The sequence below is a fragment of the Baaleninema simplex PCC 7105 genome, from assembly GCF_000332355.1.
Taxonomy (GTDB): Bacteria; Cyanobacteriota; Cyanobacteriia; order Cyanobacteriales; family Geitlerinemataceae; genus Baaleninema; species Baaleninema simplex.
Genome location: NZ_KB235962.1, coordinates 456,738 through 474,316, shown reverse-complemented (window position 1 = coordinate 474,316; position 17,579 = coordinate 456,738). Strand labels below are relative to the sequence as shown.

The following is a 17,579-nucleotide window of genomic DNA, read 5'->3' as shown; positions in this document are numbered from 1 at the left end:
GGAGCAATTCGAGCGGAGACTTTTTTTAATACTTAAACTTAGCAAGTCACTAAGTCTTCTTCGGATTGTTCGTTGAGACTCGCGTTGACTTTTTCGACGGAAATGTCGTCGTCTTCGAGAACGTCTTGGCGATCGCCTACGGCTACTAAATCGCCTTCTCGTAATACGCTTTTCGTCTCGCACGCCGGACAACTATAAACCCGGTGCGTGTTTCCAGAAACGGCGTCGAGTTCTTCAACAACCTCTGGATGCGCTAGAAAAAACTTTAAGGCTTTCTGCGCTAACGCCGACATGGGTTCTCCATCGACCGCCGCTCGAATTTTGAGCTTACGGTGGAGTTCTGGCGTTAGATATAGCGTTACTTTCTGTTTGTCTTCCATCTGAAGTTCGGGTGGGTTTACCCAGGTATGTTTCTGACTTTAAGGGGTACTTTCGGGACTGTCAAGACGGTTTGCTGGTTTGACGTCTATTTTGTAATATTCTGTTACATTGAGATGGCGGTCGATCGCTTTGTCCGAGGGGTGCGATCGCACTCAATGCAGGGGTTTCAGCGTAATTTCCGCTCGATCTCTTCACCACAGAGACACAGAGGACACAGAGGGGTTGAGAGGGGGAAGTTGAGAAACTGCTGGGATTCTGGCTCGGACGCCCCGCAAACGGATATCTTGGAAGACGTACTCGATAACGCCTTCTGCTGTTGCCAGATGTATTTCGACCCTATTTTTGCTGTTTTGACGCCAGATGACTTTCTAAAAGCCACGGTCTGGTCTCTCGGATTTACGGGATTTTTCGCCCTGCTGGCCTTGGTGGCGTTCCTCTTTAAGTGGGGACTTCGCTTCCGTCTCGTGGGGGTGACGGGCTTTATGGTAGTGCTGACGAGCGGGTTGTTCGCTCTGAGTATCTTTCCGATTACGACGACGGTAGTGCCGGGAGCGGTGAATTATTCGGTAGTGTACGATGACGGCGGCGGACAGGTCGTCATTACCGTTCCCCAGAACGTGACCGAATCGCAATTGGAAGCGACGTTGCGACAAACGGCGATTAATAAGTTTTCTCCCGGTCGTTTGGGGCGAGATCTGTTAATTCGCGCCCGCACGGTGTTACATCCAGAACCTGGCGTGTCCGAACCCTTGTATCTGGGTCAGGTGACGCGATCGCTCTCTAACGCCGACGAATCCCAATTCGAGATCGAAATCGATCGCGATCGCCTCGCACGACTAGAACGTTCCTAAGCTGAGACTCCGGACGCTCCTTCCCCATCCCGTCCGGGGCTTTTTATCATATTTTTTTCAAAAAAGTGGTTTCTGTCACATAAATTAATAGAAAAATACGTTACGTTAAAGGAGATGCGTTCGCGACAGCGGAACGGAGTTCTTTCGTAGCAGGAGCCAGCGAACCATGAGTCTCGTCCGTCAAATCGAGATCCGTGCCTTAGACTCGTTCAAAGGGGGAATGGCAGCATTCTATACACCCCAATCGAGCCACGAAACGATGCTTGTAGAGGTAGCGCCTCACACGGTAGACGATCTGTTCGTCCACCACTTCCAAACCGACCAGTTGCTCGTCGTGCGAGGCAGCATGGTTTTAGTCACTTTACAGAACCGTCGCTACGACTATATACCGCTGAGCCAATACAAGCCAACAGTGGTTAAAATTCCTCCCGGCATTCCCCACGGTGCCATCAACCTCAGTCAAGATCCGTGCGTCCTCGTCAACGCCGTTCTCCGCCACGGCGACCCCTGCGATAAAGATTACCGTCCCCTCAACCTACCCTTTCCGTATAACTTACAAGCTGCCCAACAGAGTCTAGAGCGGTTCGAGAAGGCGATCGCCCCAGTTTCGGCGTAGGCTTAGCAGAAAGGCAAGGGAGCAGGGGAGACAAGGGGACAAGGAAGGCACTGTTATCTGTTCGCTGTCTTCACTGGTGACTGGCGACTGGTGACTGGTGACTGTCTTCATCCCCTCATCACGCCTCTTGCGTGGCTTCGGTGGACATCAGCACCTCACCGTCGAGCATTCGTTGGGCAGCATCGAGTAGAACTTCCTCGAGATAGGGTTTCGTGAAATAGCCCCGCGCGCCTAATTCGCCCGCACGACGTTTCATTTTCTCCGCAGTCCGCGACGTCAGCATGGCAATGGGTAAATCGTGCAAGTGTTCGTCGGCGTACATTTTCTCTAACAACTCCATGCCGTTCATACGGGGCATTTCCATATCGCAGAAGACTAACTCGCACGGCAAACCCGAGCGCAGTTTTTCCCAGGCTTCCTGGCCGTCGCGAGCCTGTTCGACACGATAACCCGATTTTTTGAACGTCATCGACAGCAACTCGCGCACCGTAATCGAGTCGTCCACGATAAGCACCATCGGCTCGCTCTTGTCGATAGGGGATTCGATCGCCTCGATGGGGGGGCGGTTGTCCCACAGCAGAGTCCCAGAATCGTGACGGACGCGACCCATAGACAGGTCGATGAGTTCGAGAACGTCGGCGATGGGAACGATCCGTCCGTCCCCCATGACCGTCGCTCCAGTAATACCAGTCGGCTTGGGAACTGGCCCTTCGAGTTGTTTGATCACGATTTCCTGTTCGCCGACAATTCGATCGACGGAGATAGCCAGATAGCTGCCCGCAGAGTGCAGAACGACTACCGAAATCGTATCTTCTTCAGCGTTAGAACCGTACACCTGCGATCGCCGCGAGATGCGATTGTAGGTAAACAGGTCTCGTAGGGGTTGATAAGGCACTTTGCGATCGCGCCACTGAACGAACGCTCGTCCGTCGGCTTCCCGCACGATGCGATCGACCGGTAAGTTATCGAGAACTTCGCCGACCCCGTCCATCGGAAAGGCAATGGGTGCGTGGTCGCTGATGCAGCAGAGGGCTTTCGAGATACTCAGAGTCAGCGGTAGGCGAATCGTAAAGGTAGTGCCTTTGTTGGGTTTCGAGTCCGTGTTGATGACGCCTCGAATTTCGTTGAGTTTGGTTTTCACCACATCCATACCCACACCGCGACCGGAGAGGTCGTCGGCTTTGTCCTTGGTACTGAAACCGGGTAAAAACAGCAGGTCGTAGACCTCTAAATCGCTCATCGACCGAGCTTGGTCTTGGGTAATCAACCCTTTTTGGATGGCTTTGGCTTTCACGCGATCGACGTCGATTCCCGCTCCGTCGTCAGCAATGGAGATAATAGTTTGGTTGCCTTGGTGGAAGCTGCTGACGGTGATTTTTCCAGTGGGCGGTTTGCCCTTGGCTTGGCGTTCTTCGGGGGGTTCGATCCCGTGAGCGATGGCGTTGTTGACTAAGTGTGTCAGCGGGTCGTACAGGTGTTCGAGGATCATGCGATCGATGGACGTATCGCGACCGTCAATTTGTAACTCGACTTCTTTACCGAACTTGAGCGAGTTGTCGCGGACGCCTCGGGGCAAGCGATCGGCGGCTTGCGAGAAGGGAACCATGCGCGATCGCGTCAAGTCCTCCCGAAGCTGGTTCGTAATTTGCCGCAGTTGACGCGTGACTTGGTCGTTTTCGTCCACCAAGAACTCGATATCCGACGCCGACTCGCGCACTCGGACGACCAACTCGATAATTTCTTGAGCGTGTTCGTGGAACGACGTAAAGCGATCCATTTCGAGGGCGTCGTATTCACCGTCTTCGTGAGTCGTATCTCGCGCGTGAGTCCCGGCGGCCATGAGTTTGCGGTGCTGGCGACTGGCTAACAACGCCATTTCCAACAGCGTACGCTCGTACAAGTCTTGCATTCGCTGACCGACTTCTGTGAGTTGGCTGACTTGATGTAACAGGTTGTCGAGAAACTGTCGCAACCGTTCTTGATCCTGTTCGAGACTGTTACGATTGACGACCAATTCCCCAACTAAGTTACTGAGGTTGTCTAATTGTTTGATGGGAACCCGCATCGTCTGTTCGACGATCGATCGCTGTCGTTTCGGGGTCGATCGCGTCGGTTTGGGGATTGTCGGAGACGGAGAAGACGGCTCGATGTCTAACAGCAATTTGTTGAGGTCGGCAAACTCGTCCTCTACCTCTTGTGTGGAGGCGGATTCGGTGGTTGGGGACGTCGCGGCGTGAGGTTCGACGGGGCGATCGAGATAGGCTTCGAGAGCGTCGAACCCCTCTTCTCCTAAAAATTCGGGTGCGATGCTCAATAAAATTTCCAGTTCGGGAAATTCTGTGACGTCTTCTTCGATTTCACTTTCGAGGGTATCGTCGGTTTCTTCGAGTAAGGTGTCTAAGTCGAAGTTCTCGTCGCGATCGACCGTTAGATTAACTTCACCTAAGAGATCGTCTAAGGAGAGTTCTTCGATCTCTGCTGACGGTTCGGCCAGTAAGTCGAAGTCTTCGGTTTCGCTGGCTTCGGAGTCTTCGGTTTCTCCTAAATCAAAGTCGAAGTCGAACGCTTCCACTTCGGTTTCGCTGGCTTCGGAGTCTTCGGTTTCTCCTAAATCAAAGTCGAAATCTAAACCTCCATTATCCGAGCGTCCTTCTTCAGATTCTGAAGATTCTAACGCTTCAAAATCGAAATCTAAGGATTCGGCTTCGTCTTGCTCGGTGTCGGCGTCCGCCGTTTCTTCAACGTCAAAATCGAGAAGGTCTAAGGCTTCTGTTTCGGATTCCAGTTCTTCTGGTTCTTCTGATTCTTCAACGTCGAAATCGAAAATATCTAAGGCTTCTTCAGTGGTTTCAGTGGCTTCAGGTTCTGGTGTTTCTTCAAAATCGAAGTCAAAGTCAAAGGCTTCCGGTTCGGATTCCACGCGTTCGGCGGATTCTTCATCCTCGGTTTCTTCGAGGTCGAAATCGAGGATGAAGCTTTCCGTTTCTGTTTCAGTGGCTTCAGGTTCTGATGTTTCTTCAAAATCGAAATCTAACTCGAACGCTTCCGACTCAGGTTCAAAACTTTCCTCACCCTCGGTTTCTTCGAGGTCGAAATCGAAGTCTAAGCTTTCCGTTTCTGTTTCAGTGGCTTCAGGTTCTGATGTTTCTTCAAAATCGAAATCTAACTCGAACGCTTCCGACTCAGGTTCAAAACTTTCCTCACCCTCGGTTTCTTCGAGGTCGAAATCGAGGTCGAAGCTTTCCGTTTCTGTTTCAGTGACTTCAGGTTCTGGTGTTTCTTCAAAATCGAAATCTAACTCAAACGCTTCCGACTCAGGTTCAAAACTTTCCTCACCCTCGGTTTCTTCAAGGTCGAAATCGAGGATGAAGTTTTCCGTTTCCGTTGCTTCAGGCTCTGGTGTTTCTTCAAAATCGAAATCTAATTCAAACGCTTCGATCGAGGGTTCTCCTTCCCGTTCTTTCCCTGTCGCACGAGATTGTCCGAACAGAGCTTCGAGTTCGTCAGTACTGTCTTGTCCGAGACTCAAAGCTTCGCCGAATTCGTCGTTTTCAGTTTCAGTTTCATCCGTCTCGTCAGCGTGTTCTAATAGGTCGTCGATCGACAGATCCTCGTCGGCCGCTTCTTCGATCGGGGGACTTTCGCGATCGCCGTTATTTTCTTCACCTCCAATATCGAGAAGGTCTTGAAAATCGGCATCGAGGTCTTCGTCGTCGCGATCGCCTGTAGATCGATCGTTGGGTTCGATCGCGTTGAGGAGGTCGTCGAGTCCCGTGTCGTCCTCGTCAGCATCGACATCGGGGCCGTCAGGACTCTCGCCAAAAAAGCTATCGCCAAAGAGTTCCTCAGCTTCAGTTTTCGCCGGTTTATTTGAAATGTCGTCGGCGTCGTCGTCGAGGAATAAATCGGAAAAATCGTTATCGACTTCACCTCGAGTATTGCCGTTCGCCGCCCCGGCCATACCCGAGGGATCGAAATGTTCGACGTCGTCCCAATCTTCGAGGTCTTCGGTATCTCCTTCAAAGAGATCGGCTAGGCTGTTGAGTTCGGCCATCCCCACTTGAGGGCCTGGGGCTTCTCGCTTCTGCTTGCGAGGCTGGTCTGAAGTCGGTCGAGAAATCGGCTGCGAGATCGTCTCGGGTTGGGGCGGACGGGACGATCGCCCGTTCGCTTCGACCTCGTCCTCAGTGGTATCCGCAGCGGCCGGTTCGGGAACGAGATCGCGCAAGCGTTCGCTTGCAGAAATTTCCCCAGCGCGATCGGCCAGCACCAACTCTTGAGCCTGTTTGATATCCTTAATGACGACCGAGGCCAGGCTGGCGAACGTATTGCTCGGGGAGGCGATCGCCGATCGTACAGTTTTCAGGAGTTCGACCCAGGCGTCGAGATCGAACTGTTCGCCGACTCGACCCAACAGGCGACAGAGTTGTTGGAGATTTTGGCGGACTTGAGGGGTGTCGGGTTGTTTGAACAGTTGCAGCATTTCCCGCAGCCGCGCCATCACGTCGCTTTGAAAAATCAGGTGCAGGGCGCTATCTTCTTCCGACTGCGTGGGTAGGGGACTGGTAACGGGGAGCTGGGAGGAGTGAGGTGCGGCTTGCGGCGTGGGAACCACTTCACCTCGGACGAGGCGATCGAGGTGAGCGATCAGGTCACGACAGACGGGTTCGATATCGGCCACGACCCGTTCGGCTTCCTCGGGGTTGAGTCCGGTGGGACTTTGCAGGCGATCGAGCAGTTCTTGAAGGCTGTCGAAAATCTGTAAAAACAGCGATTCGAGTTGTCGGTCGGCAGTAACGGGGGCGTCTTTGAGAATTTTAAAGCAGTCTTCGAGGCGATGGGCAACCGTTTGAATCGAGTCGAGTCCCAACATGGCCGCACCTCCTTTGACGGAGTGAGCGGCGCGGAAAACGGCGTTGAGCAATTCGGGATCGTCGAGGGTGCCTTGCAGGTCGAGCAGTCCGCGCTCGATGGTATTGAGATGGTCGCGGGCTTCCTCGATAAAGAACCCCATGATTTGCGATTGTTCGGGTACCATTTTTACAGCGAGCGGTGAGCGGTGAACAGTGAGGGCAGTTGGCAGATAACCGTTTCGTTCCTCTCCCCTTTTTGCCTCTTGCCTCTTTGCTTCTTGCCTCTGACCGGAAGGGAGAGCGTTAGCGTTCGTTGGTTTCGACGCGGAACCGTTCGACGGAGGTGAGCAGGTCGCGAGATACGCCCACGAGGTTTTGCAAAGCACCAGAGACGCGGTGAGCTTCTTGGGAGGTTTCCTGAGCCGTCAGCTCGACGGCTTGCATCACCTGAGCCACCGCGCGGGACGTTTCGGTTTGTTCGACGGTGTCGGCGGTAATCGATCGCACTAGGACGTCGATGCGGTTAGCCACTTGAATGATGTCTTCGAGGGAGCGTTTGGCTTGTTCGGCCAGTTTCGTCCCGCCGATGACCTGTTGCTGACCTTCTTCCATTGCCATCATTACCGACCCGGTTTCGCTTTGGATCTGCATCACGATCTGTTCGATCTCTTTTAACGCCTTGGCCGAGCGGTCGGCTAGCTGGCGCACCTCGTCGGCAACGATGGCGAAGCCCCGTCCGGCTTCCCCAGCTCGGGCAGCTTCGATACTGGCGTTGAGTGCCAACAGGTTGGTTCGGGAGGCGATACCGCTGATGAGGGCGACGATCTTGGAAATTTCTTGGGAAGATTCCGCCAGGCGCTTGACTTTTCGAGTCGTTTCTGCTACCGTTTCTCGAATTTCTAAGATACTGGCCACCGTCCGTTCGACAGCTTCGCCCCCTTTGAGAGCCGTCGCCGATGCCGATCGCGCCACTTCTTCGGCTTCGCGAGCGCTCTTGGCCACCTGTTGGATGGAGTTGGTCATCACCTGCACCGAGTTCAAGGTCGCCGCCAGTTCTTCGGCTTGACGCAGGGCGTCGGAGGCCAAGCTACGGGCGAACGACTCACTATCGGTTGCCCCTTTACTCACCTGTCGCGCCGCCTGTTTCACCTGCAAGACGATTTCCCGCAGGTTTTGAATCGTCAAGTTAAACGAGTCGGCAACCGCCCCGAGAACGTCGGCCGTCACCTCCGCCGTCACGGTCAAGTCTCCTCGCGCGGCTCCTTCCACGTCGTCGAGGAGGCGAATCACTTGCCGTTGCAGGTCTTCTTTAGCCTGCTCCATTTCTTCGGCACGGCGTTGGGCTTCGTTGGTGGTGGTGTAGACAATGCGAGCCATTTGGTTGAACTTGGCCGAGAGTTGCCCCAGCTCGTCTTCAGACAGCACCGCCGCACGCACGCCGAAATCCCCTTGAGAGATCGCTTCAAACGCGCCTTGTAAGTTCGTCGTGGTTCGTCGGACTTGTCCGGCGCTCAGGCGTCCCAGCAGCCAGGTCGCGGTTCCTCCCGCCAAGCCAGCCGTGATGGACATCGCCAGACTCGCCAGTTGTGCTTGGGGGAGCAGGCGATCGCGCAAAGCCAAATCGAGGCGATCGTTGGTCGCCAGAAACTTCGTCGTGACGTGACCGATGGCCGCTACGGCCACAGCCGAGGCGATACCGGCCACGAACGCCGCCAAACGCGGTTTGGTTTGTAAGTTAGCGTTCTCGAAAAAGGCCAGCGGCCCCTGTTCGACGTTAACCGACGGTTCGCTGGTGCCACTTTCAGTTTGGGCGAAAGCTGGCAAGCGTTCGGTACTGCTGGCAATGGCAAACAACTCTTCGTCGCGGACGATCGAGCCGTCGGTCATGTCTGCGAAATCTTCCGTTTCGGCGCCCGTCGTGTGTTCCAAAAAACCCGATGTCGTATTGAAACCCGAAGAATCAGTATCTTCGTCGCTTTCAAAGCTGGGCATATCCCCGAGATCGTCGAATTCGTCGAACTCTTCGAGAAAATCGACGCTCGAGGTGCGATCGTCGATCTCGTCAGCCGTGAAATCGTCGTCGTCGAGGTCGAACTCGCTATCGCCGAAATCTCCTTCAAAACTCTCGAAGTCGAAGCCATCGCCCCCCGGTCGGGCAGTTTCGGGGGTCACGAGGGTCGGGTCGTCTTCCTCGGTATCGTCAAAACGCGGTACGGACATTCGCCCCGAAATGGGGGGTTCTTCATGGTCTGTCGCCGTCCAACTCGACGCTTCGGCTTCGTCAAACGCTTCAAATTCTTCACTTTCGTCTTCTGGCGGCGAGGTTAAAAAGGTTTCTGCACCGCTATCGTCAGTCATATCGGTGGAAACCCGATCGAACTCTTGGCTGTCCGTATCGGGGTCGAAGTGTCCGAAGGGGGCTTCTTCCAACTCGTCGTCCCAATCTTCTTCGACGGGTTCGTCGTCAAAGTCCGACGGAATACCGCTCGTCGGACTGGCAAACGGCTCGTCTTCGACATCGTCGAACTCGGCAAACGGTTGTGGAAGCTCGATTTCGTCGAGTCCGTCGTCGAGGTCTTCACCGCGATCGTCATCGTGTTCTCCGATCAAATCCGGCATTTCTTCGCTGGGTAAGAATGCCGGAAGTTCGTCCCAGCTATCCTCTTCGTCGGGTAGGGACGCATCGTCGACGGCAAAGGGATTGTCAGCTTCCAGACCGCCTTCTTCGTCCGGGGAAACGTCGTCGAACTCTCCAGTTTTGAGGGCTTCTTCGGCTGCGTCTAAGTCGAACGGCTCGAAGGCTTCTTCTCCGTCTTCAGCCTCTTCCCCGACCTCAAACGGCTCGAAGGTTCCGGCTCCCGAGCTGGGGTCGTCGAGGTCGAAGTAGCCCAGTTCGGAGTCTCCGGGGAGTTCGTCGTTCGCGGGTGTTTCGGGGCTGAGGTCGAACTCACCCAATTCCGCTTCTGCTTCGGCCTCGTCTAAGAGTTCGTCTTCAGCAGACAAGTCGAACGGCTCGAAGGCTTCCTCTTCTTCGTCCTCGGCGATCGCGCCGTTCTCGAAATCGAACGATTCGGAGGCTTCCTCTTCGAGATCGAAGGCTAAATCGTCCCAAGCTTGGGGGGACTCGAGTTCTTCTTCCGATTCGCCGTACTCGACATCGCTGTCGTTGACGTCCTCGTTTAACAGTTCTGTGCCTTCGGAGTCGAAACCGTTATCGAAGGCTTGTGTGGCGTCGGCGTCGTAGTTCTCGAAATCTGGGGCTTTGCCGTTCCCGGCAATTTGCACCACGTAATCGATCCCCTGTTGGGCGTGGTCGTGGAATTCCGAATCGCTGGTGATTTGAAAAACGCTCTGATATTCCGTCCGGGCAATGTCGTAAGCTTGAAGCCCACAATAAATATGCCCTCTCAGTAGCCGAGTACTGGGATCGTCAGGATATTTTCGGGCGAGTTCGTCCACTAGCGGCGCTGCTTCGTCGTAGTTTCCTTCGACGTAAGCTTGCTCGACACGCTCGTATTCTCGGGCAAAGTCAATACTTGGTTCCATTTGCCTCCCCCAGTTCTACGGTCAAAACTCCTCCATCATCTCCTGTGGCGGATGCGAGAGGTGGACGCCCGAAGATCCTCCTCGCCGCAACGAGGAAGTCGATGACGGCGATGACGGCAACCCCCTTCATCCACACCTCGGGTTCAAGCCGCCCACCGTGCCGAACGCAGGATCGAGACTTGATCGAGCAGTCTCAGCGTTACAGGACGTTCGTTTTCCTCAAATGTCCATTCTCCTTTTAAGAACGGAGCCATGCCATCTGGCATATTGGCGGACATTTGCAGCTTCTCGAGATCGAGCCACTGCATTTTGACGATCCGTTCGACGGCTAACCCTAGTATAGTGTCTTGGTCTTCGACGGCAATCACAAATATTTCTGCGCGATCGGAGTTGAGAGGAACGTTGTCGCCGAGAAACTGTCCTAAGTCTGCTACCCAGATGACGCGACCGCGCACGTTAAAGGTGCCGAGCAACAACGGCGACACGTTGGGCATCGGGGTGATGCGATCGGGCGGTGGGTCTAGCACTTCGCGAATTCCCGTCGCGGGTAAGGCGAATTCGTTTCCAGAAGGGACTCGAAACCGCAGGTGCAGTTCGCCTTCGGGAGTCTCGAGTTCTTGGAATTCCGGCGCCTGTATAGAGTCCGCCTCTCCCATTAAAAAGTCTGGGTTCCCGACCATTTCCTCGATCTCTTAACCTCTTAGCATTTGTTTGACCGTTCCGATCAGCTCGGTGGGCTGGAACGGTTTGGCCACGTAAGCATCTGCACCCTGCTTCATCCCCCAGTATCGATCGAATTCTTCGCCTTTAGACGAACACATGACCACAGGAACGTTTTGCGTTTTGGGATCGGCTTTGAGTCGCCGACATACTTCATAACCGTTCATCCGGGGCATTACGATATCTAAAACGACGAGATCGGGAGGATTGCCCTGAATTTTGTCGAGAGCTTCGACGCCGTCGGTGGCTTCGATGACTGTTAGCCCACTTCCACGTAGGAGGTTGGCGATCATCTCTCGCTGGGTCACGCTGTCTTCGATAACCAGAACTCTACTCATTACTGTCTTACCTGCTCGCAAACGCGCTTGACGAACTCCGCCCCGCTCGCCTCTTTGTGCCATCGGCACTCGGGCGATGCGTTCGTCTGGGGAAAGCCAACACTATCGTAAACGCCAACGGTTTTCGATTCCATCGAACTGGGTCGTTTTTTGCCGAAGATTAAGTATTATTATATTTCGACTTGGATGTCTACTGGGGTCGAGGGGGCTTCTTCAGGGAAGAGGGTAGAGGGAAGAGTGGGGAGTGGGGACAGGTAACAGTTTCTCATCATCTCCTCACTGGTGACGGGTGACTGTAAAAAGCTTCCTCATCACAATCCCAACTCGGGATCGTCAAAGGACGTCTCAGACGAGGGGCGATCGCTCGGGACGCCCGGTCCGACGTATTTTTCGACGAGCATCAACAGTTCTTGTTCGCCGAAGGGTTTGGTGAGGTAGTCGCTAGCACCGACCATGCGAGCGCGCACGCGATCGATAAAACCGTCTTTTCCCGTCAACATCACGATCGGCGTCTGGCGAAAGGCCGCCGATTTGCGTAACATGGCGCAAAGTTCGTAGCCGTCAGGTTCGGGCATGGCGATGTCGCACAAAATTAAATCGGGCTTGAGAGGAAACACCAACGAAAGGGCTTTGAGAGAACTGCCAAAGGAAGTGATTTCGTAACCGTGCTGCTCGAGCATATACTCGACGGTCTTGCGGATAGTTTTTTCGTCGTCGATACAGACGATACGAGGGACTCTCGCCGTCGGCGGACGCAGGCCGGAATCGAATTTAGCAGCGGGGGAGCTGTCGGACTGGACGGAAAATAACTGTACCCAGCCCTGTTTGACGTAGGGATAGATGGCTTTGGCGATGGGGACGATTTCTCGGTGCAGGTATCGAGACATTTGCCGCAGGGACGTTTTGCCGTCGGAAATGCGGCTGAGGGTGGTAAAGGCTTTGGGAGGTAAGGCTTCTCGCAGGCGATCGACATCGGAGATCGACGGACATTGGTTCGGTGACTGAACGTGGGGATAAAACTGCTTCCACTCTTGCACCTGTTTGGCAATTTTCGCGATCGAGGGAGTGATTTCTAAAGTGGTGAGTTGGGGGGCTAAGGCCGGCCCCATGTCGAAGATAAAGCTACCTTGATGCAAGCTCAACAGGTCGAAGAGGGTCTCGTGAATCATTTTTCGGAGAATGCTTCGCCCCTGCATCGGTGTCAGGCGATGGGTTTCGAGTAAATGCCATAAAAACCCGTATTCGGGAGCGTTCGTCGAAGCCAAGTCGGGGCGTTCGATGCCGTCGAGGACGTTATTGAGTTGGTAGTAACGCAAGTAATCCCGCAGCCGTCCGAGGTTCCCGTCGCGGCTTTCGGCAGCGTAAACGATTTGTCCGTTGAAGAAAAATACAAACCAGGAGTTTTGAGAGGCGGCGTCTCGGCTTAAATGCACGGATGGATAAATTCTCGAGACGGTGGGGAGCGCACTGTATGTCTCCACGAAGAGTTCCCCCGTGCGCTGACCGAGTTCGATCAGTTGCAGGATGCTCCGAATATCGATTTCGTTTAAATTTCCCTGCATTTAGCTCACAACTCGTGCTGTGTTCGTATAACATACCCGCCGAGGGCGATCGCGATAGCCTTTGGGTCGAGATATCGGGTGACGGTCTGACGCGAGCGTTCGGATTAGGAGGGTGCGTCGGAGTCTCGAGCTACCTCGCCACTTGTGTTGTTCGTTCGTTCTCCAACTCCCCCTTAAAATTTACCCTCGAACGGTTCCCCGTCCAACAGAGGTGTTTTTGGGGGTCGCCTCTCGTGCCAGAGACAAACGAGCGGGTTAGGATAGGAGAGGTCGATCGCGATCGCACCTGCCGAATCTGGGTCGCTTCGGCTCCCCTGGTGTCGTATCAGTGGGTTAAACGATACTAATTTACTATTATGGACTCGATCTCGACGTTCGGTTTGAGGGCGGCGATCTTGTCGGTCGCGCGACGCGACGGTGCAGCGCCCCCCTAAACTGGTCGTGCAGGCATCTCTGCCTGTCTCTCAATCGGGTTCTCCTCGGCATACGATATTCGGGAAAGGAAGAGTTAGCGTGCTGTATCTAGCGGAAGTCCTCAAGAAAAGTGGCGTTTTCGGAAGTGGCAAAACAGAACTGAAGCTGCTGGCAGTTCAGCGAGGCGAGTATAACTGGATCGCTGTGACGGGTGACGACGTGGTTCCTGCCGACGATGCGGGGAATTTTAATTCCGGAGCGCTGGTGTTTGCCGAACTCACGGCGAACAAGCAGATTCAAGGTACCCCCAAGGAAGCTGGGGGACAATTGGTCAAGATCCTACAGAATTTTTCTCGGTTTCAGGAAAAGTTCAAAACCCAAGAGGAAGAAATCGAACAGTGGAAGCAATCGCTGACGTACCAAAGCCAGGAACTCAACCGCCGTGAGATGGAAATGGAGGCGCGACGGGAAGAGGTCGAAAACGTACAGCACGAACTGAGCGAACTCGAAGCCAAACGCAGCGAAATCGAAGCGAGTAGTTCGGAAATGGAGCAGTTGCGGGCGGAACTCGATCGCTCTCGCCAAGAACTCGAAGCCGCGTGGGAACAGCTTCAAGGGGAACGGGAAAGTATCCACCAGCAGCAGTCGGAACTCCAGCAATCTGTAGGATTGGATGCCGAACAGGCCGACAATTTTCAGCAGTGGTTGCAATATCTGTCTGAGAACGTGGGCGAGAGTGCCGCGTTGCGGGAACCGCTGGCGGGTTTGGAAGGTCAAGTCGCCGCGCAGCAAGGGTGGCTCGAGGAACGGACGGCGCAGTTGGAACAGTGGCGATCGGACGCCGAACGCCAGCAAGGAGATCTCGACAGTGCGGTCGAAGACCTCGATCGCCGTTGGGAAGAGTGGCGTCAATTGCAATTGGAGTTGGAAGGAAAACGGGTCGATCTGGCAGCTAAGGAGCGGCTGTTGGAAGCCAAACAACAGTTTGTTGAAGTTTTGCGCGCTCAAGTGCAGTCGAGCGACGAGTTCGCCAACACTCTCTCGACCCTTCCGACGTCGGGGGGCGAGTCTCGCGACGAGAGCGGCGTCGATTGGGGACAGTTGGAACGGATGCCCCTCAACGACTTGCAACAACGGGTTCGGGAACTGCAAAGCGAGTTGGAAACGGGGCTGCGGTTGGTCATCGACGAGCAGGAAGAGTTGATGATGCAACGTCTCGACCTCAACGAACTCGAGGCCAAGTTGGCTCGGGCTGGGGACGCCGATCGCCCGTCGCTTCAGGCGGAACTGGCCGACCAGCAGGAAAGTTATAAGTTCCTCAACGAAACTCTTATCGGCCAGCGTCGCAGCCTGCGCGATCGCGAGCGGATCATGAACCAGCATCAGAGCGTGTTGTGGCGTCGCTTGGGCAATCCCCCGGAACCGCAAACCTCCGGCGGCGGCGTGGACGTGACGCCCTTGCAACAAAAGATTTCGCAACTGCGCCAGCAACTGCTCGATCGCCTGCAAGCTCTCGAAGGGGAAATTAACGGCTTGCGACCGGAAATCGAGGGACTGCGACAAGACGTCGATCGGGAAAACGCGGAGGGGGAAAGCCGCCTCGGGGAACTGCAACAGCAAGACCGGGAACTGCGCGATCGCCGCGCTCAGGTCGCGCAGTTGTGGGGTAAGGTCAATACGTATCACGAGGTATTCGATCCCCTGCGCGATCGCGTCAACGACATCAAAGGCAGCCTCGAAGCGTTCTCGCAACGCTTGTCTGAATTCGAGGAGATGGCAGAGGCGCAGCGAAACGCGGTGACTCAGCTACAAGAGTCGATCTCGGGATTGATGGAGGAATCGGCCTCGGCTTGAGGCGGCTGAGACCAGTAAATCCAAGGACGCTCGACATAGGCGATCGCTCCTCCAGGAAAGGGATCGGTTTGGCTGCGATTGGGGGCTTCGATGAGAGCAGTAAGTTTTTCGATGTGGGCGAACGTCGGCGCGATCTCCAGGTGAGAGGTGAGAAATTGACGCATCGCCCGCCGTCGCAGTGTCAGGGGTGCGGCTTTCAAAGGACGGCGATGGAGTCGCAGGTGAAAACGGCCATCGGAATCGTCGTCGGGGGGGACGATCGCCAGTCGCAACAGAATTTCGGCTTGTCGTTCGAGATACGCCACGTCAGCCCGCAAGAGTTCGGCGGTTTTGGCCAGACTGGCTTCGACGCTGGGGTTGAATTGCTGTTTGAGATAGGGCAGCAATTCGAGGCGAATGCGGTTTCGGGCGTGTTTTAAGTTCTGGTTCGTGACATCTTCCCACACGGGCAAGTCCCGCTCTCGGCAAAAGATGCCCGTTTCGTCTCGGGACACCTCGAGTAACGGACGCACCAGAGACACGCCCTCGGTGAGTTCGCGACTCCACCCCAACGCCTGCAAGCCATCGGCTCCCGCGCCGCGAATCAGGTTGTAGAGTAAGGTCTCGGCGCGATCGCTTTGGGTATGTCCCGTTACGACGGCGGTGCAGTTCTCCCGACTCGCAATTTGCGAGAGTTCGTCGTACCGCCACTGACGCGCTGCGGCTTCGCTAGGGAGGTTCTCGGTGGCTACGGCGCGATAAAACGGTAGGTTCCAAGCTCGTGTCAGACGTTCGACTCCATTGGCGTTGGCGGCCGAATCGTCTCGCCATCGATGATCGCAGTGGGCGATCGCCAGATGCCATCCCCACTTGGGCTGTAAATCGAGTAACAGTTGCGCCAAACACAGAGAATCCTGTCCTCCCGATACGGCGACGAGCAGTCGTTGGCGTTCGGGCAAGAGTCGGCGCTGTCTGAGGGTTCCATGAACGCGCGCGTGTAGGGAAGTCCAAACGTCCATCACTTCAGTCGGGGGAATTTTACTGAAACGGCTAACCTAACATCAACAACTGCGGTTTGGCAATCATGACTAATCCGAAAAATAGCATGAACAAACCCCCGACGAGTTTTAACACGCGTCCTTGTTTTTCGGTTACGCGAGCGGATTTAAAGGAGTAAATAAAGTTGAAAAGAATGGCAAATAAAGGAATGACGTAAATGGCGGCGTAGGCGGCCGTCCACGAGATGCCGCAGAGGGTGAGTCCGCCGCGACAGTATTGGACTAAACTTGCCATGTACACTGTGGGCAAAATTGCGGTACATCCGAGTTCGATGAGGTTTACGAACGCGGCGAGGACGATGGTTCCGCCTAATGCCGTGGCGAGAAAACGGCGATCGCGATTCGATTGTTGAAGGTGACGAACGATGGAACTCGCCCGTTTGGTGATGGCAAGTTGCTGCTCTTTGGAAAGTGTCAAAGAAATATTCTTTTTAAAGAAAAAGTAGTCTTTGATATTAATGAGTCCGGCAAGGGTTACGAGAATACCTAAAATCATTAAAACCCAACTTCCGTATCGTTCGATAAATACCGATCCGACCGATACCATCAACATAATGAAAATAAAATACATCACGGCGGATGTCGCGATAAAAGTCGTTCCCACGATCGTCATATTACGACGACTTTTTGTATACGTCAGCAAAGAAAGTAAGATGATTAAAACGGTAAACGCACAGGGATTAAATCCATCTGCTAAAGCCACTGTGGAAACAAACAATGGGAATGGAAGTTGTCGCGCGAACTGCTGGACGAGGGCGTCTGGAACTAAAGTCACGAATCCAAACAAGCTCAGGATTAATACTGCAAAAAAACCGCCAAACCAGTAACGTTTTTTTTGTGATGTTTTTAAGTAAGGGCGCACGAAAGGATAACTGACGAGATAAATTCCCGACAAGCTAAAGACGTACCACGGCAATCCAGACGTATTTCGAGAGGCATCTTCGGGTAGGACGATATCGATATTGGCTTCGTTTTCGATCGCTCGAATAATTTGGTTGCGATAGCCAGCATATCCGTGATAAACCGGGTTGTATTCGAGTTCGCCGTCTTCTTCGGTATAGCCGATAAAGGACATCTCGCCGACAAAGGTTCGAGGAACTGCGGCGTTGGCGATGCCGTACTCTTGACGAAATTCTTCCCAAATTTGAGAGTGTTGCGTGACCTCGTAAGCCATTACTTCGACTTCGTCGTAAGTTTCGTCGATGTATTCCATCAACGGTTCTTGTTTCATGCAGTGGGGACAGGTGGCACTGTAAAAAAAGTAAACATCTAGCACGTCGTCAGCCGCGCGAGCCGTACCGGGTAATACGGCAAACCACAATCCGATCAATAAGAGAAAAAACAGTATAAATTTGACAACGCGATCGAATCCCATTCTCATATTTACTCTCCCTGCAATGCGAGTTG

12 protein-coding genes are annotated in these 17,579 nt (G+C 54.2%); 3 read left to right on the top strand and 9 right to left on the bottom strand.

Going from position 1 to position 17,579, the window contains the following annotated elements; translation table 11 throughout:
- Nucleotides 1-38 precede the first annotated feature (38 nt).
- Nucleotides 39-380, bottom strand: coding sequence for a slr0373 family blue light stress response protein (locus tag GEI7105_RS0127460; RefSeq protein WP_017663562.1), 342 nt, complete (start codon nt 378-380; stop codon nt 39-41).
- Nucleotides 381-617: 237 nt separating this feature from the next.
- Between GEI7105_RS0127460 and GEI7105_RS0127455 the strand changes: the two genes are divergently transcribed.
- Both GEI7105_RS0127455 and GEI7105_RS0127450 read left to right on the top strand, forming a co-directional pair.
- On the top strand, nt 618-1,232 hold the full coding sequence (locus GEI7105_RS0127455; protein ID WP_245555510.1) for a Ycf51 family protein: 615 nt from the start codon (nt 618-620) through the stop codon (nt 1,230-1,232).
- A gap of 166 nt (nt 1,233-1,398) precedes the next feature.
- Nucleotides 1,399-1,848 carry a cupin domain-containing protein gene (locus GEI7105_RS0127450; RefSeq protein ID WP_017663560.1) on the top strand — a complete coding sequence of 150 codons (450 nt, stop codon included), beginning with the start codon at nt 1,399-1,401 and terminating at the stop codon, nt 1,846-1,848.
- A 118-nt stretch (nt 1,849-1,966) separates the two neighbouring features.
- Here GEI7105_RS0127450 and GEI7105_RS0127445 read toward each other — a convergent pair whose 3' ends face one another.
- The 6 genes from GEI7105_RS0127445 to GEI7105_RS0127415 all read right to left on the bottom strand — a co-directional run bounded on the left by GEI7105_RS0127445 (nt 1,967) and on the right by GEI7105_RS0127415 (nt 12,867).
- The gene (locus GEI7105_RS0127445; protein ID WP_017663559.1) at nt 1,967-6,886 is read right to left on the bottom strand and encodes a hybrid sensor histidine kinase/response regulator; all 4,920 of its coding nucleotides are present in this window, start codon (nt 6,884-6,886) and stop codon (nt 1,967-1,969) included.
- Nucleotides 6,887-7,004: 118 nt separating this feature from the next.
- Nucleotides 7,005-10,247 carry a methyl-accepting chemotaxis protein gene (locus tag GEI7105_RS0127440; protein ID WP_017663558.1) on the bottom strand — a complete coding sequence of 1,081 codons (3,243 nt, stop codon included), beginning with the start codon at nt 10,245-10,247 and terminating at the stop codon, nt 7,005-7,007.
- A 143-nt stretch (nt 10,248-10,390) separates the two neighbouring features.
- On the bottom strand, nt 10,391-10,927 hold the full coding sequence (locus tag GEI7105_RS0127430) for a chemotaxis protein CheW (RefSeq protein ID WP_017663556.1): 537 nt from the start codon (nt 10,925-10,927) through the stop codon (nt 10,391-10,393).
- 12 nt (nt 10,928-10,939) lie between these two features.
- A complete protein-coding gene (locus tag GEI7105_RS0127425) occupies nt 10,940-11,305 on the bottom strand; it encodes a response regulator transcription factor (protein ID WP_017663555.1) in 366 nt (121 codons plus the stop codon).
- Nucleotides 11,305-11,439, bottom strand: coding sequence for a hypothetical protein (locus tag GEI7105_RS40680; RefSeq protein ID WP_017663554.1), 135 nt, complete (start codon nt 11,437-11,439; stop codon nt 11,305-11,307). The genes GEI7105_RS0127425 and GEI7105_RS40680 overlap by 1 nt, the downstream gene beginning before the upstream one ends.
- A 177-nt stretch (nt 11,440-11,616) precedes the next feature.
- Nucleotides 11,617-12,867 carry a response regulator gene (locus tag GEI7105_RS0127415; RefSeq protein ID WP_017663553.1) on the bottom strand — a complete coding sequence of 417 codons (1,251 nt, stop codon included), beginning with the start codon at nt 12,865-12,867 and terminating at the stop codon, nt 11,617-11,619.
- A gap of 513 nt (nt 12,868-13,380) precedes the next feature.
- Between GEI7105_RS0127415 and hmpF the strand changes: the two genes are divergently transcribed.
- Nucleotides 13,381-15,135, top strand: a complete 1,755-nt coding sequence (gene hmpF / locus GEI7105_RS0127410) for a pilus motility taxis protein HmpF (protein WP_017663552.1) — start codon at nt 13,381-13,383, stop codon at nt 15,133-15,135.
- On the opposite strand, the gene tilS is transcribed toward hmpF, so the two are convergent.
- A complete protein-coding gene (gene tilS / locus GEI7105_RS0127405; RefSeq protein WP_017663551.1) occupies nt 15,084-16,133 on the bottom strand; it encodes a tRNA lysidine(34) synthetase TilS in 1,050 nt (349 codons plus the stop codon). The two genes, hmpF and tilS, sit on opposite strands and share 52 nt — an antisense overlap.
- A gap of 31 nt (nt 16,134-16,164) precedes the next feature.
- Nucleotides 16,165-17,553 carry a glutaredoxin gene (locus tag GEI7105_RS0127400; RefSeq protein WP_051044247.1) on the bottom strand — a complete coding sequence of 463 codons (1,389 nt, stop codon included), beginning with the start codon at nt 17,551-17,553 and terminating at the stop codon, nt 16,165-16,167.
- Nucleotides 17,554-17,579: the final 26 nt, after the last annotated feature.

Bases quoted from the DNA above. Each gene is read 5' to 3' on its own strand.
- GEI7105_RS0127460 (WP_017663562.1), bottom strand. From the start codon at position 380: ATGGAAGACAAACAGAAAGTAACGCTATATCTAACGCCAGAACTCCAC.
- GEI7105_RS0127450 (WP_017663560.1), top strand. From the start codon at position 1,399: ATGAGTCTCGTCCGTCAAATCGAGATCCGTGCCTTAGACTCGTTCAAA.
- GEI7105_RS0127445 (WP_017663559.1), bottom strand. From the start codon at position 6,886: ATGGTACCCGAACAATCGCAAATCATGGGGTTCTTTATCGAGGAAGCC.
- GEI7105_RS0127440 (WP_017663558.1), bottom strand. From the start codon at position 10,247: ATGGAACCAAGTATTGACTTTGCCCGAGAATACGAGCGTGTCGAGCAA.
- GEI7105_RS0127430 (WP_017663556.1), bottom strand. From the start codon at position 10,927: ATGGTCGGGAACCCAGACTTTTTAATGGGAGAGGCGGACTCTATACAG.
- GEI7105_RS0127425 (WP_017663555.1), bottom strand. From the start codon at position 11,305: ATGAGTAGAGTTCTGGTTATCGAAGACAGCGTGACCCAGCGAGAGATG.
- GEI7105_RS40680 (WP_017663554.1), bottom strand. From the start codon at position 11,439: ATGGAATCGAAAACCGTTGGCGTTTACGATAGTGTTGGCTTTCCCCAG.
- GEI7105_RS0127415 (WP_017663553.1), bottom strand. From the start codon at position 12,867: ATGCAGGGAAATTTAAACGAAATCGATATTCGGAGCATCCTGCAACTG.
- tilS (WP_017663551.1), bottom strand. From the start codon at position 16,133: ATGGACGTTTGGACTTCCCTACACGCGCGCGTTCATGGAACCCTCAGA.
- GEI7105_RS0127400 (WP_051044247.1), bottom strand. From the start codon at position 17,553: ATGAGAATGGGATTCGATCGCGTTGTCAAATTTATACTGTTTTTTCTC.